Annotated in this window: 11 protein-coding genes and 1 riboswitch; of the genes, 1 reads left to right on the forward strand and 10 read right to left on the reverse strand. The window is 52.2% G+C overall.

Going from position 1 to position 15,176, the window contains the following annotated elements; translation table 11 throughout:
* Positions 1–12 precede the first annotated feature (12 nt).
* On the reverse strand, positions 13–2,922 hold the full coding sequence (rapA, locus tag EHW56_RS10795; RefSeq protein WP_152799726.1) for an RNA polymerase-associated protein RapA: 2,910 nt from the start codon (positions 2,920–2,922) through the stop codon (positions 13–15).
* Between the two features lie 315 nt (positions 2,923–3,237).
* On the opposite strand from rapA, the gene EHW56_RS10800 reads away from it, so the two are divergent.
* Complete coding sequence (locus tag EHW56_RS10800; RefSeq protein WP_046074270.1) at positions 3,238–4,611, forward strand: PhoH family protein; 1,374 nt, start codon at positions 3,238–3,240, stop codon at positions 4,609–4,611.
* A gap of 45 nt (positions 4,612–4,656) precedes the next feature.
* On the opposite strand, the gene EHW56_RS15700 is transcribed toward EHW56_RS10800, so the two are convergent.
* The 9 genes from EHW56_RS15700 to leuA all read right to left on the reverse strand — a co-directional run bounded on the left by EHW56_RS15700 (position 4,657) and on the right by leuA (position 14,848).
* Positions 4,657–5,661, reverse strand: a complete 1,005-nt coding sequence (locus tag EHW56_RS15700) for a GGDEF domain-containing protein (RefSeq protein WP_152799728.1) — start codon at positions 5,659–5,661, stop codon at positions 4,657–4,659.
* A gap of 66 nt (positions 5,662–5,727) precedes the next feature.
* Entirely contained in the window at positions 5,728–6,432 is a 705-nt protein-coding gene (thiQ, locus tag EHW56_RS10810; RefSeq protein ID WP_152799730.1) for a thiamine ABC transporter ATP-binding protein, read from the reverse strand.
* Complete coding sequence (gene thiP, locus EHW56_RS10815) at positions 6,426–8,015, reverse strand: thiamine/thiamine pyrophosphate ABC transporter permease (RefSeq protein ID WP_046074267.1); 1,590 nt, start codon at positions 8,013–8,015, stop codon at positions 6,426–6,428. Before thiP ends, thiQ begins: the two co-directional genes overlap by 7 nt.
* Before the next feature lie 5 nt (positions 8,016–8,020).
* Positions 8,021–9,016: a thiamine ABC transporter substrate binding subunit gene (gene thiB / locus EHW56_RS10820; RefSeq protein WP_077667646.1), complete on the reverse strand. Its 996-nt coding sequence runs from the start codon at positions 9,014–9,016 to the stop codon at positions 8,021–8,023.
* A 43-nt stretch (positions 9,017–9,059) separates the two neighbouring features.
* A riboswitch (TPP riboswitch) is annotated at positions 9,060–9,161 on the reverse strand.
* A gap of 38 nt (positions 9,162–9,199) precedes the next feature.
* Complete coding sequence (locus tag EHW56_RS10825; RefSeq protein ID WP_152799732.1) at positions 9,200–9,991, reverse strand: DUF547 domain-containing protein; 792 nt, start codon at positions 9,989–9,991, stop codon at positions 9,200–9,202.
* Positions 9,992–10,133: 142 nt separating this feature from the next.
* Positions 10,134–10,736, reverse strand: coding sequence for a 3-isopropylmalate dehydratase small subunit (leuD, locus tag EHW56_RS10830; protein ID WP_152799734.1), 603 nt, complete (start codon positions 10,734–10,736; stop codon positions 10,134–10,136).
* 9 nt (positions 10,737–10,745) lie between these two features.
* Positions 10,746–12,167 carry a 3-isopropylmalate dehydratase large subunit gene (gene leuC, locus EHW56_RS10835; RefSeq protein WP_152796051.1) on the reverse strand — a complete coding sequence of 474 codons (1,422 nt, stop codon included), beginning with the start codon at positions 12,165–12,167 and terminating at the stop codon, positions 10,746–10,748.
* Between the two features lie 21 nt (positions 12,168–12,188).
* The gene (gene leuB / locus EHW56_RS10840) at positions 12,189–13,283 is read right to left on the reverse strand and encodes a 3-isopropylmalate dehydrogenase (RefSeq protein WP_152799736.1); all 1,095 of its coding nucleotides are present in this window, start codon (positions 13,281–13,283) and stop codon (positions 12,189–12,191) included.
* Between the two features lie 2 nt (positions 13,284–13,285).
* Positions 13,286–14,848 carry a 2-isopropylmalate synthase gene (leuA, locus tag EHW56_RS10845; protein WP_152799738.1) on the reverse strand — a complete coding sequence of 521 codons (1,563 nt, stop codon included), beginning with the start codon at positions 14,846–14,848 and terminating at the stop codon, positions 13,286–13,288.
* Between the last annotated feature and the right edge of the window lie 328 nt (positions 14,849–15,176).

Genomic DNA, 15,176 nt, shown 5'->3' on the forward strand with positions numbered 1-15,176 from the left:
TCTCATTTTGGTTTATTGGTGGCTAACCACAACAAGGCGCAGCGCATCGAGTTCAATTTGTGCGTGCTGAATATGGTGCGACAAGGTGCTTATCTGCTCGCGTAATGCGTCTAGCTCATCATCACGAATATTCGGATTGACCGTTTTCAGCGCCTCTAAACGCGCTAAGGCTTGTTGGAGCTCGGTTTCCATTTCTTGGAGCGCCCGGGTTTGGATCTCACCGAGGGCTTTTTCTGCCAGTGGCTCACTGCTCTCAATCAGTTTGTGGATTTGGCTTTGTACTGAGTTGACCATTTTACTGCCGAGGTGACGGTTAACAGGGCTCAGTTGACGATGGAAGCTTTCAAACTCGACGTTGGCGGACAGATCATTGCCATTGGCATCAAGCAACAGTCGCACGGGTGTTTGCGGTAAAAAGCGGTGGATACCGCTCGATTTCGGAGCTTGGGCGTCAATGGTGTAGATAAGCTCGACAAACAGCGTGCCGACCGGCAGTGACTTGTTTTTAAGCAGTGATACCGCGGTGGTGCCGATGTTTTCGCTCAGCAGCAAATCAATGCCGCCGCGAACAATGGGGTGCTCCCAAGACACAAACTGGACATCTTCGCGACTCAATGCGGTATCGCGGTCAAAGGTGATGGTACAGCCATCGGTAGGTAGCCCTGGGTAGCTGGGCACCATCATGTGTTCAGACGGTTTGACCACCAAGGCATTTTCTCCTTTGTCATCTTGATTGACACCGATAGTATCAAACAGCCCCAAGGTAAAGGTGACTAAGTTGGTATCGCCATCCTGCTCAGCAATGGTGTTTGCCAGTTGGTTGGCGGCTTCCCCACCGTGAGAGTGCATTTCTAGCAGTTTATCGCGGCCTTGCTCCATTTCCGCTTTTAGCTGTTGGTTCATGGTGGCACTGTCGTGAATAAGGGTCGTCAGCGCATCATCTTGTTGGTTGGCGGCCAACAAGGCCAGGAGGGTCTCGCCGTATTGTTCAAACACCGCTCGGCCCGTGGGGCAAGTATCTTCAAACGCGTCCAAGCCTTCGTGATACCAGCGCGCCAAAATGGTTTGCGCGGTGCCTTCAAGGTACGGGACATGAATGGCAATATCTTGCGTCTGGCCAATACGGTCAAGACGGCCAATACGCTGCTCGAGTAAGTCGGGATTCATCGGTAAGTCGAACATTACCAGCTGATGGGCAAACTGGAAGTTGCGCCCCTCAGAGCCAATTTCCGAGCAGATCAAGACCTGGGCGCCCCCTTCTTCTTGGGCAAAGTAAGCGGCGGCTTTGTCACGCTCAACAATCGACATGCCTTCATGGAATACGGTACCGCGAATGCCTTCGCGCTCACGCAGTGCTTGCTCCAGAGTCAGTGCGGTTTGCGCCCGCGAGCAAATAATCAGCACCTTCTCGCTGCGATGGGCCTTTAAGTAATCCAGCAGCCAGTCAATACGCGGATCAAAGCCCCACCAGCTCGCGCTATCCCCTTCAAACTGTTGATAGATATCTTCTGGGTACAGGTTTTGCACGGCCTTTTGTTCGCTTGAGCCGGTGCTACCCATCATGCCAGCGACTCGCATGGCAGTTTGATACTGACTGGGTAGCGCGAGTGGGTGCATATGCAGGTGGCGGCTGGGGAAGCCACTGATTGCCGCCCGGGTATTGCGAAATAACACACGCCCGGTGCCGTGACGGTCCATAAGATCATCAATCAATTGTTGGCGCGCCTGAGCGTTCTCTTCTGCGTTATCACTGTGCACTTGGGCTAAACGTGCTGACAGATCTTCGTGTTGCAATAGCTGACGTATCCCAGCTTGTGCCGCGTCGGTCAGTGGGGTATCACTCAGCAGCGCTTCAACGGCCTCAGCCACGGGCGCGTATTGTTGTGCTTCTTCGACAAAGACGTCGTAATCATAGAAACGGTCGGGGTCGAGCAGGCGCAAGCGAGCAAAATGGCTTTGTTGGCCCAGTTGCTCAGGCGTGGCGGTAAGTAGCAACACGCCCGGCGTATGTTCGGCAATGCTCTCAACGATTTGATATTCTCGACTCGGTGCCTCCGGCGTCCAAGTCAAGTGATGGGCTTCGTCAACCACCAGTAGATCCCAATGGGTATCACACACTTGTTCCACCCGGCGGCGGTTTTTGCGCAGAAACTCGAGTGAGCACAATACCAACTGTTGGGTATCAAAGGGGTTGGGGGAGTCGGCAAAAGCCTCGACACAGCGCTCTTCATCGAAAATGGAGAAATGCAGATTAAAGCGGCGCATCATCTCCACCAGCCACTGGTGCTGCAGGGTTTCGGGTACCACAATCAGCACACGTTCCGCACGGCCAGCCAGCACCTGCTGGTGGATAATCATTCCTGCCTCAATGGTTTTCCCCAACCCCACTTCGTCGGCGAGCAGCACGCGTGGTGCATGACGACGACCGACTTCATGGGCAATATAAAGCTGATGGGGGATCAGGCCAGCACGCATACCCGTCAAGCCGCGTAGCGGGCTGCGCAATTGCTGATATTGGTTGGTCAGGGCGCGATAACGCAGGGCAAAACGGTCCATACGATCGAGTTGGCCTGCAAACAGTTTGTCTTGCGGCTTGTTAAAGCGAATTTGGTGGCTGAGTAAGATCTCACGCAGTACGACCTCATCTTCCCCTGTGTCGGAACGCTGGCCGTAATAGGTCAATACCCCATCGTTTTCCTCAACGCGTGAGACGGTCATGGTCCAGCCTTCGTGACTTTCCACCTCATCGCCGGGATTGAACATCACCCGAGTCACGGGCGCATCATGGCTGGCGTACAGCCGTGTTTCATCACTAGCAGGAAACATTAGGGTCACGGTACGGCCATCAACGGACACCACAGTGCCGAGTCCAAGATCATGTTCCGTATCACTGATCCAACGTTGTCCAAGCGCAAATGACATAGGGGAAAACCTCTGAATTAACTCGATTGTCGAAAGACGCGACGCCATTCAATACAGCGTCGTTTAAATACTCTGCTATTCAGTGTGGCACTGAAAAAATTGGCCGCCAATAGTACTCGAACTTGTGAGGAGGGTCACGATGAAACTCAACGAATCGCATCAAAGGTCACGCTGACATACAAACGTCATTAATGGGCGGCAAAGATAAAAGCGTGAGCTGGCGCAGTAAAACAAGTTGGGCGCATCCCAACGGCCAGGTCTACGCTTATTTTAAGCGCTGTCACCGACAGTGAACTGCCGACACAGGAGGTGCCTATGGGCGACGCCGACCGGAAGCTGTTTGTACTTGATACTAATATTCTCCTCCACGAGCCTTTCTCGATTTACTCTTTCCAAGAACACGATGTCGTGATCCCCATGACTGTCCTCGAAGAACTTGACCGCATCAAAGACAGCAAGCGCGATGTCTCACGGGATGCGCGTGTGGCGATCCGCGCCTTGGAAGATATTTTTAAAGAGGCTACTCCTGACGAAATTGGCGAGGGTATTGCCGTTGGCAAAGGGGATGCCACTGGCACGGTATCGATTCTCGCTGATTTTGAGATCAAAGAAACGGTCCATGCCTTCGCGGATAAAGCGGGTGATAACCGAATACTCAATGCGGTGTTATATCTACAAACCAAACGCTCGCCACGTAAAGTGGTGTTGGTGACCAAAGACATCAATATGCGTCTGCGCGCCAAAGGGGCGGGGGTGATGCATGTGGAGGATTATCGCACCGACCAGTTGATTGATGATGTACGATTGTTGACCAAGGGTTTCCACCAATTTGAAGGTAGCTTTTGGGATAAAGTGGGGGAGTGCAATAGTCAAGCCTATGGCACAGAGACCTTACATACGTTGCCCTCCGAGCTCCTCGATACCCCGTTTGTTAATCAATACCTGTTGGATGACAGTGACGATTTTGCTGCGCGAGTGCAAGCCATTGATGGCGATAAAGCGGTGATTAAAGATCTGAGCCGAGAGCGATTAATGCATCGCGCCGCTTGGGATGTGAAACCGAAAAATATCTACCAAGGCATGGCAATGGATGCGTTGCTGGATCCGAGCATTGACTTGGCGATCCTCACCGGTCCGGCGGGCTGTGGTAAAACCATTCTGGCGATGGCAGCGGCCCTTGAACAAGTGGTCGAAAAAGGGATGTATGACAAGATTATCGTGACCCGCAATACCCCAGATATTGGCGAGTCGATCGGCTTTTTACCGGGCACTGAAGAAGAGAAAATGTTGCCTTGGCTTGGGGCCGTCACCGACACGCTAGAAGCGTTGCACATGCATGACGAGTGCACTGATGGTTCGATGCGGTACATCATGGAGAAAGCCAATCTACAGTTTAAATCGATTAACTTTATGCGTGGTCGTTCGATTCAAAACGCGTTTGTCATTTTGGATGAGTGCCAAAACCTGACTGCCTCTCAGCTTAAAACCATTATCACCCGATGTGGGGAGGGTACCAAGCTGGTGTGCTCGGGGAACTTAGCGCAAATTGATTCTTCGTATTTAACCCCAGTGACATCAGGGCTGACTTACATTGTCGAGCGGTTTAAAAACTTTGAAGGCAGTGCGTGCGTATACCTCAACGGCGTGGTGCGTAGTCGGTTGGCTGAATTTGCCGAAGAGAATTTGTAGTGGGTATCAGGTGGTGGTCATCAAGCCGCCACCTTTCTCCATGAGCTAAAACAATTCAACATCGTCCTCGGCGACAAAGGTTTTTATCACCCCAGATTGCAGTAAGTCATCATAAAAAGCGACTTGGTTACGGCCGTTTTGTTTGGCGTGATAGAGCGCTTGATCCGCATTGCCTAAGATGGTGCTGGTACTGAGTTGTCCACGTTCAATTCGTGTCGCGCCCATGGAAATAGTCACGGTCTGAGCGGCACCAAAATCTCGAGCGTTGACATTAGCAATAAAGGTGTTGGCTTTTTGCTCTGCCATCGCCCGCGAGCAGGGCTGAAACAGCACCACAAATTCATCGCCGCCATACCGGAACAAGGTGTCTTGTGACGAGAAGGTCTGGCGCATCAATGAAGCCAGTAACAAGATGACCTCGTCACCAAATACATGACCAAAGTTATCATTGATTTGCTTAAAGTGATCAACATCGAAAATACACACCCAAGGAACCAGGGCGCTGCCATTTTCGCTGGCAGGGGAAGGCTCACTTTGCGCTAAGCGATCACAAATAAGATCCAGCTTTTTAGAGAGGACTTTGCGATTAAATAAGCTGGTGAAACTATCACGTTCACTGGCCATGATAATCTGCTGATAGTTTTCATAAATACGCGTTAGTCCAGCGACGAGTGCGCGTTGGTCCTTGCTAAGGCTTTTGGCGCGACCGCATAAAACCCCGCTGACACCTTCTTCTTTCTCGTAATAAATGGGAACGGCAATCAATACATGATCATTGGCGTAGTGTTGAGTGACCGCTTGTGTCGCCAGGCACTCATCAAGCAGGGCATCAATTTGATGAATGTTTTCTTGCTGAAAAGCACTATTGTCGTTGGTGCCGAGTACGGTAAAGGCAGGCTGCATGTCACCGCAGTAATCGAGCAGCACCACCTCGCTAATTGGGGTGAGTTCGGTAATTGAGGTCAGCAAGCTTTTGGTGATCGCGTCGACTTCTGTTTTAGCGGTGAAATCGACAATGGAATCGAGGATTTTTATGCTGCTGGCGGCCACTGGGCGCCTCCTTGGAATCTTCCGTGTTTTCCTTAGTATAGAAGTCAATCCAAGTGGCGCCACCCATCACTCTTCGTCCGTCTTGCCCATATAACCTTGCATTATCGCGGGTGGGGTCTCGAGGGTTTCGACAGGACAATGCAGGCGGACTTGCCCGTTATCCAAATAAAGAAACTCAGAGGCGATGGCTTGGGCGTCTTCGGGATGGTGAGTCACCATCACCACCGTTGTGCCTTGCTCTTGGGCGGTACGCTTGACCAGTGCCAGCATGTCTTTTTTTAGCGCGGGATCGAGTGCGGAGAAGGGCTCATCAAGCAGCAATAAAGGTTGGTTGCGTGCGATGCTTCTACCCAGTGCGATACGTTGTCGTTGCCCGCCTGACAATTGGCCGGGCAGGCGAGAGAGATAGTCGCTTAAGCCGACCGATTGCGCTGCCTGTTCAATGTTTTCCCGTTGGGTAGCGGTGAGTTTCAGTGATGGTGATAAGCCAATCGCCATATTGTCGAACACCGACAAATGGGTAAAGACATTATGCTCTTGGAACAAGATAGACAGTGGCCGCTGGTGGGCGGGGGTTGTTGTCACTGGCTTACCATCAATAGCAATCTCGCCACTATCAGGGGCAATCAACCCGGCAATCAGTGATAGTAAGGTGCTTTTGCCTGCCCCGCTGGGCCCGAGCACGGCCACAATCTCTCCAGGGGCGATATGGGCATCAAAGGTCATCCAATCTTGTTGGTAACTATACTGAACATCGGAAATCGTTAACATGCGTGTCTCCATTGGATAAGGCGCGTCAGTAGGGCATAACACCCCAAGCTGGTGAGCAGTAACAGCATCGCCGCGGCGGCGCCCGCTTCCATTTGGTAACTGCCCATTAAGCGAAACAAATACAGGGGCAGGGTTTGAAAGTTTTGACTACCAAATAAGGAGATGGCACTGAGATCGCCCATGGATAACACAAAACTCACCGCGACACCGCGCGCAATAGGTGCACGTAAACAGTCCCACTCAATCAGACGTAAACGCGTGATGCCTCTGACGCCTAAGGTGGCGCACAAGTTATGGTATGACTGAGCGAGCTGGAAGGCGGGGGCACTCAAGACCTTGATAAGATAAGGCAGCGCCATCAGGGCGTTCACTGTCATTACCAGCCACAGCGCTAAGCTGAATACGTTACTAAACTGGCGAAACAGCAAAAAAAGCCCAGTACTGAGCACGATACTTGGCACTACCAGGATGATGGCACCGAGCGTTTCTATCCCATCCGCCTGTTTTTTTCGTCCATGTAAGCGCCAGTGCCGACTGGCTAAGATCACCGCCACGGCTAACACAAAAGCAAAGGTGGTGGCGCCCGTGGCAATGAACAGCGAGTGCAGAGTTGCTTGCCACAATGCGCTATCGCCGAGCACCGCTAATGCGCTGGGGTTCAATCCGCGTGCAATCACCACGCCGAGAGGCGGTAACACCAGTAGTAAAACGAGGCCAATCCAAAGGCCGTCCCAACACTTGGCCGCACGGCTATCCAAAGATGCAGGAAGCGGCAGCACTTCACTGGGTGTGCTCGGCAGCGGGCGCGTCAAGGTTTGCACGGTAAATGCGATGGCCCCGCATAGCAGCATTTGCCACAGCGCGAGGACAGCACCCGTTTGTAAATCGAAATCAAAATGAATGGCTTGGTAAATGGCCAGCTCGATGGTCGTCGCTTTCGGCCCGCCGCCCAGTGCCATGACAGTCGCGAAGCTGGTAAAGCACAACATAAATACTAGCCCCACGATATGAGGCAAGCTTTGGCGTAGATACGGCCATTCTAGGTGCTTAAAACGTTGCCAGCCTTTGAGCCCTAGCTGGGTAGCAAGACGGCGTTGATCGGCTGGGATCCCCTCTAAGGCTTGCACCATTAATTGGGCGGAAAAAGGGAGATTAAAAAACACATGGGCGAGTAAAATGCCACTTAAGCCATAAATAGAAAACGGCATAGCCGCATCGAAGTGCGCGAAAGCTTGTGCAATCCAGCCACTACGGCCATAGATAGCAACCAGTCCAAATACTCCCACCAAGACCGGCAGCACCAAGGTCATGGCGAATAACTTCAGCAGCCATGCCTTTGCTGGAAATTGTCGGCGAGACAGCGCATGAGCGACTGGCACTGCTAGCCCAACGCTAAGTACGACGGATAAAGCGGCCTGTTTAAAACTAAAGTAGGTGACATGACGCAAGTAGGTATCTTGCCATAAGGAGGCAAGTGACAAATCGTGGCTGTGAGAGAATAACGCCCAGAGTGCGCTGCCAATCAAAGCCACGACCAAGCTGGCCGCAATACTGCCCGGCCAGGTTCGAGAAGGGTTGAGCATCTTGGCTATTCAACCAGCGCGGTTTGCCAGTCACGCACCCATTGCTGGCGATTGCCCATCACTTCATCAGGCTGATACAGCAAGCTCTCTTGCGGTTTGTCCAAGGTGTAGAAGACATCAGGCAAGTTGACATCGGTGACCGGATACATCCACTGAGTGGTTGGGATCACCGACTGTGCCGCATCACTGAGCATAAATTGTAAAAACGCATCCGCACGTTCCGGCTGATCGGTATAGGCTGATTTAGCGGCGACTTCGATTTGCATATAGTGCCCCTCTTCAAACATAGCGGCGGCAAAGCGATCGTCTTCATCGGCCACTAAGTGGTAAGCCGGCGAGGTGGTGTAAGAGAGCACCATGTCCGCTTCTTTATTGAGGAACATGTTGTAAGCTTCGGTCCAGCCTTTGGTCACAGTGATCGTGTTATCGGCAAGATCGCGCCATGCTTGTTGATTATTATCGCCGTACACTTTTTGGATCCAAAGCATTAGCCCCTGGCCGACCGTTGATACGCGCGGATCTTGGTAAATCACACTGATGTCATCGCGCTCCTCAATCAAGGCTTTGAGGCTTTTGGGTGGGTCGAGCAAACGAGTAGTGTCATACACAAAGGCAAAATAGCCGTAATCGTAAGGGATAAAGTATTTGTTATCCCACCCGCCAGGCACTTGCAGGCGCTCGGTATTGACCGCGTGCTCGGCAACAATCCCACTGCGCTCGGCTTCTTTCATTAAGTTGGTATCCATACCGAGTACGATATCGGCTTGGGTGGTTTCTCCTTCAATGCGCAGGCGATTAAGTAAGGCGGCCCCATCGTCGAGAGACACAAACTCAAGTTGGCAATCGCATTGCTGTTCAAATTTCGCTTTAATTTTAGGCCCCGGCCCCCATTCAGCAATAAAGGAGTCATAGGTATAGACAGTAAGCGGGTCCGCGGCGCGGGCGCCGAGTGATAATAGCGATAAAGAAACCAGAGTGAGAACAGAGGTAAAAACTTTCACAGCACGCTCCTAAGTTGGGCGTGGGTGTTGAGGCAAGTTGATGGCAACATCAAGTCTCAATCCCTACGCCAGTGTTAGCTGGATCAGGTTCGATGGGTCTAGCGCAGTGCGCAATCTCAGCCGTGAGGCTCCCCAATGAGTACGGTGGTATTGTACTGATTGGCTTAGGGTTAACCAAGCCTTTTAGTTGCCGAGTTGGTTAAGGTCCCAGTTGTAGTCGTATTCCAATGTTGCCTCTTGTGGCAATGGAATATCGCGATACTGGTTTATGTGAGCGATCACGCCCTGCTTATCGCCACCAAAGTCAGCTTCAAACCATTCATAAATTGAGGAAAGTTGCCATTTTTCCCCTTGCTGACTCACGCCTTTATCACTGTTAATGAAGGTATAGGCGGCGTGCTCGAGCTGTGCATCAAGTGCACTTGCTTGAAAGGCTTGTGGCTGAAGATTAGGGCAGCCAAGGCTGGCACAGTTGACCGCATAGTGGGTACGCGGGTCCTGCCAAAGCGGGCGTAAAATCCGGTGTTCGATATCGTTTAAAGTGAGCGGCTCGCCAGCGACGGTAACCACTTCATCATCCCAAGGGCCAAAGCTAAATAGCCCACCGAGTTTGGTGATGGAACGGACCGGGTACTCGGCGATAATCAGTTTTACCGTGACCGCATTATAGAGGTTAACCCAATACGCGTATTGCTCGTCTTTGGTCAGGGTACGTGGGTCGCGCGCGGTGAGCATACCAATGTAATGGTCGAGGGTTGCTTTGTCGTTATCCGTGACGGCGGCATAGTTAAATAAGGTGTGCTGCCCCTGAGATTGCAAATACTTATCGAGTAACACTTGCCAGCTGTGATGGGTAAACGTGGCTTGGCTGTCAGGGTTATGGGCATCCCACATTGCCCAGTAATCCGCTTTGGGCGCGGCTTGGCTGATGAGCGGAAACACTAACCAGAGCAGAATTATCAAATGTTTTTGCATTGCCAGTCCTTAATGCGATCAAACCTTCTTTGAGACTAGACCAAGCGAGTCAGCGGTTGTTTTCATTGAGGATGGAAAAAATGGGTTGAAGCGCCAATAAGTACGGGTAATACCGCGCTTATTGGCGTTCTTGGAGGGCGTATTACACCAAAAAGTCTGGTATTTGTTTTTCAAAGCGTGAGATATCGGCTTCGTGCTGCAACGTCAGACCGATGCTATCTAACCCTTCCAACAGGCAATGACGGCGAAAATCATCCATCTGGAAGGCAAAGCAGTGTTCACCGGCTCGAATGGTTTGGGCGGGCAAATCCAGGGTTACCGTCGCGCCTTCATTTTCGGCTACATACGCAAATAAAGCATCGATTTGGGCTTCTTCAAGGGTCACCGGCACCATTTGGTTATTGATGCAGTTGCCATAGAAAATATCGGCAAAACTGGGGGCGATAATCACTTTAAACCCGTAATCATCCAGCGCCCAAGGCGCATGCTCGCGGGATGAGCCACAGCCAAAATTCTCGCGGGTGAGCAAGACGCTCGCGCCTTGGTAACGTGCTTGGTTAAGCACGAACTCGGGGTTCGGTTGCTGGCCCGCATCGTCTAAAAAGCGCCAATCGTGAAACAGGTGCTGCCCAAAGCCGGTGCGGGTGACTTTTTGCAAAAACTGCTTAGGAATGATCGCATCGGTATCGACGTTTGCCGCATCCAACGGGGCAACAATGCCGGTATGAGTGTGTATGCCTGACATAAGGCCTCCTTATATTTGGTTAACGTCGATAAAATGGCCCGCAATCGCCGCCGCTGCGGCCATGGCTGGGCTGACCAAGTGGGTGCGGCCTTCACGGCCTTGACGCCCTTCAAAGTTGCGGTTACTGGTGGAGGCGCAGCGCTCTTTGGGGCCTAAGCGATCATTATTCATCGCCAAACACATCGAACAGCCGGGTAAACGCCATTCAAAGCCAGCGTCACGGAAAATGACATCCAGCCCTTCTTGCTCCGCCTGTGCCCGCACTTGCTCGGAGCCCGGCACTACCATGGCATGTACACCCTCTGCCACGCGTCGTCCTTTGGCGACCGCGGCGGCTGCGCGCATGTCTTCAATCCGTGAGTTGGTGCAAGAGCCAATAAAGACTTTATCGATACGGATTTGGTTGATGGCTTGGCCGGGTGTCAGCCCCATATATTTTAATGCGCGTTCTGCCGAGTGACGTTCAATCGGATCGTTCATTGTCTCTGGAGCAGGCACGGTATCATGCACACTGACCACTTGGCCGGGGTTGGTGCCCCAGGTCACTTGATGGTGAATTTGACTGCCATCGAGGGTGACCACGCGATCAAACTGCGCATCGGCGTCCGAATGCAAGGTTTGCCAATAGGCGATTGCCTGCTGCCATTGCTCGCCTTTCGGGGCAAATTTCTTGTCTTTTAAATAGGCAAAGGTGGTGTCATCCGGGGCGATCAGGCCAGCTTTGGCGCCTAATTCGATTGCCATGTTGCACACCGTCATTCGCCCTTCCATCGACAAGTCGGTGATTGCGTCCCCGCAAAACTCCACCACATGCCCGGTGCCGCCGGCATGACCGACCTTGCCAATAATGGCTAGGACAATATCTTTGGCAGTGATCCCGGGGGCGGTTTTGCCCGTGACTTCAATTTTCATCGTGCGGGCGCGGGATTGCTTGAGCGTTTGGGTGGCCAGCACGTGCTCGACCTCAGAGGTACCAATGCCAAAGGCCAGTGCACCAAAAGCACCGTGGGTTGCGGTGTGAGAGTCACCACAGACGATGGTGGTGCCGGGCAGGGTAATACCAAGTTCGGGGCCCATCACATGCACAATGCCTTGGTAAGGGTGATTCAAGTCATACAGAGTGACACCGAACTCTTCGCAGTTTTTGGCCAGTGTTTCCATTTGGATACGCGCCATTTCCCCTGACGCGTTAATGTCTTTGGTTTCGGTGGAGACATTGTGATCCATGGTGGCGAAGGTTTTACTCACTTGGCGCACCGGACGCCCTTTTTCCCGCAGACCATCAAAGGCTTGTGGTGAGGTCACTTCGTGCACCAAATGGCGGTCGATATACAGCAGCGGCGCTTCGCCGGGCTGCTCGGTGACAATATGGGCTTGATGAATTTTTTCGTACAAGGTCTTGGCGCCTTGCTGGGTGTTTGCATTCGACATAGCTCGTATCCTTACGGGTAATTATTCTGCGCCTTGGCGGATATAGGCGGCGATACGATCGCCCATTTGTTCGGTACTGAGGGCAGGATGGTTGCCCGCCAGATCAGCGGTCAGCTCACCGGCCGCCAGTGCTTGGCTGACCGCATGCTCAATCGCACAGGCCGCGTCTTCTTCGCCTAACGAGTAGCGTAACATTAGCGCGGCGGAGAGAATTTGCGCCACTGGGTTGGCGATATTTTTACCCGCAATATCGGGGGCAGAGCCGCCGGCGGGTTCATACAAACCAAATTTACTCGCGTTCAAGCTCGCAGATGGCAGCATGCCCATTGAGCCGGTGATCATTGCGCACTCATCGGAGATGATGTCACCGAAAATATTCGAGCACAGCATCACATCAAATTGCGATGGGTCTTTAATCAGCTGCATGGTGGCGTTGTCGATATACATATGGCTCAAGTGGACATCCGGATAGTCCTTGGCCACCTCTTCCACCACTTCACGCCATAGCATTGAGCTTTGCAGTACATTGGCTTTATCGATTGAGCACACTTGCTTATTACGCAACTGAGCCGATTGGAAGGCAATGCGGGCGATACGCTCAATTTCATAGCGATGATAAACTTCCGTATCAAACGCTTTTTCCTCGCGGCCTTCACCTTCACGTCCTTTGGGCTCACCAAAGTAAATCCCACCGGTTAGCTCTCGCACCACCACGATGTTAAAGCCTTTGTCGGCAATGTCGGCGCGCAGCGGGCAAAAGCCTTCGAGACCAGTGTGGATTTGTGCCGGACGCAAGTTACAGAACAGCCCAAAGTGTTTGCGCAATGGCAGCAAGGCACCGCGTTCCGGTTGCTCGGTTGGCGGTAAATGCTCCCACTTTGGGCCGCCCACTGAACCAAATAAAATCGCATCGGCTTTTTCACACCCAGCCAAGGTTTGTGTGGGCAGCGGCGAGCCATGGGCATCAATCGCGGCACCGCCCACAGGATAGTGGTGACGTTCCAAAGTGAGTGAGAATCGCTCGCTAACCGCATCAAGCACCTTCTCGGCTTGCGTCATGACTTCGGGGCCGATACCGTCACCGGGTAAAATAGCAATCTGATGTGCGCTGGCCATGGTTATACTGTCTCCTGTTTTAAGTGGGATTGTTCCTTAATCTGGGCGATTTTGTCGGCGCGATAAATGGCATTGATCACATGCAGTAGCGCTTCACCTGAGGCTTCGATAATGTCGGTCGACACCCCGGTGCCGTGATATTTACGGCCCTTGTAGTTAGCAATGATGTCGGCTTGGCCGAGACCATCTTCTCCTTCCCCTTTGGCGGTCAGATCGAATTTATCCAGTTCAATGTCATAGCCGGTGATCCGATAGATGCACTGATAAAGGGCATCGACGGGGCCGTTACCAATTGCCGCCTCGCGTTTCTCTTCGTCGCCACATTGCAACTTGATGCTGGTGGTCGCCATTAGGCTGCCCGATTGCACGCCTAAATAGTTCAGCTTGTAGAAGTCGTCCTCTTCTTTGAGGTTGTTGAAGAACATCAAGGCTTCTAAGTCGTAATCGAACACCTGACCTTTACGATCTGCCAGCTGCAAGAAAGATTGATACAAGGAGTCTAAATCGTAACCTTGTTGGTCGTAGCCAAGGTTATCCATGTGGCTTTTCACCGCGGCACGGCCGGAACGGCTGGTCAGATTAAGCGCCTTTTTGCCCAAACCAATCGACTCTGGGGTCATGATTTCGTAGGTGTTTTTGTTTTTCAGCATGCCATCTTGGTGGATGCCGGAGGAGTGGCTAAAGGCATTGGCTCCGACCACCGCTTTATTGGGTTGGATTGGCATGTTGCAAAGCTGACTAACTAACTTGCTGGTGCGGGCAATTTCGGTGTGGTTCAATCCTGTTTCTACGCCTAACAAGTCAGCGCGGGTTTTCAAGATCATCGCAATCTCTTCCAGCGCGCAGTTCCCCGCACGTTCACCGATGCCATTGATAGTACCTTCCACTTGGCGAGCGCCTGCTTGAACCGCGGCAATAGAGTTGGCGACCGACATCCCTAAGTCATCATGACAATGGACAGAGATCACGGCTTTGTCGATATTCGGCACGCGGTTAAACAAGGTCGCAATGATATCGCCGAATTCACTCGGCACTGTGTAACCCACCGTATCTGGGATATTGACGGTGGTCGCACCGGCATCAATCGCCGCTTCGACCATACGGCACAGATTATCTATCGGGGTGCGCCCGGCATCTTCGCAGGAAAACTCCACATCGTCCGTGTATTGGCGTGCATGCTTAACGGCGCGTACCCCCATCTCGACCACGTCATCGTAGCTGCGGCGAAGCTTATCTTTGACATGGATGGTTGAGGTGGACAAGAAAGTGTGGATACGAAAGGCGTCAGCGGCTTTGAGGGATTCGGCGGCCACATCTATGTCTTTAGGAACCGCGCGAGACAAGGCACAGACGCGTGCATGTTGCATGTGCTCGGCAATGGTGCGCACGGATTCAAAATCGCCCGGTGAGGAGACCGGAAAACCGGCTTCAATAATGTCTATCTTCAAGCGGTCCAAGGCTTGGGCGATCTGCAATTTCTCTTTGACGGTTAAACTTGCTGACAGCGCCTGCTCGCCGTCGCGTAAGGTGGTATCAAACAGAATGACTTGGCTGTTCTCGCTCATGGGTGACTCCCTGTTGTGTTTGCTTGGCCGCTTTGAAGGGCTCTTTAATTGGCGCTTGATGTTATTTTGGCGACGTTAGATACAAAAAAACCCGCGTCTGGCGCGGGTTTTTGAGATTTGGCATTCACTGTTTTCTGCCCAAAACCTACCCGCGCGACTGGGTCACGATAAGGAGGAGGATGAGGCGTAGGTGAAACAGTGTCATGCTGATGTCCGTCAGTAAATATTCTGTTACCAGAAATAACAGAGCGATGGGGAAAGCGTCAATCTGAAAAAAACAAAACCCGTTTTCTGCGCAATATAACGGTAAAAAACTGGTTGATTAAAC

Origin of the sequence: Salinivibrio sp. VGrn1 (genome assembly GCF_009377995.1) — a bacterium.
Taxonomy (GTDB): domain Bacteria; phylum Pseudomonadota; class Gammaproteobacteria; order Enterobacterales; family Vibrionaceae; genus Salinivibrio; species Salinivibrio siamensis.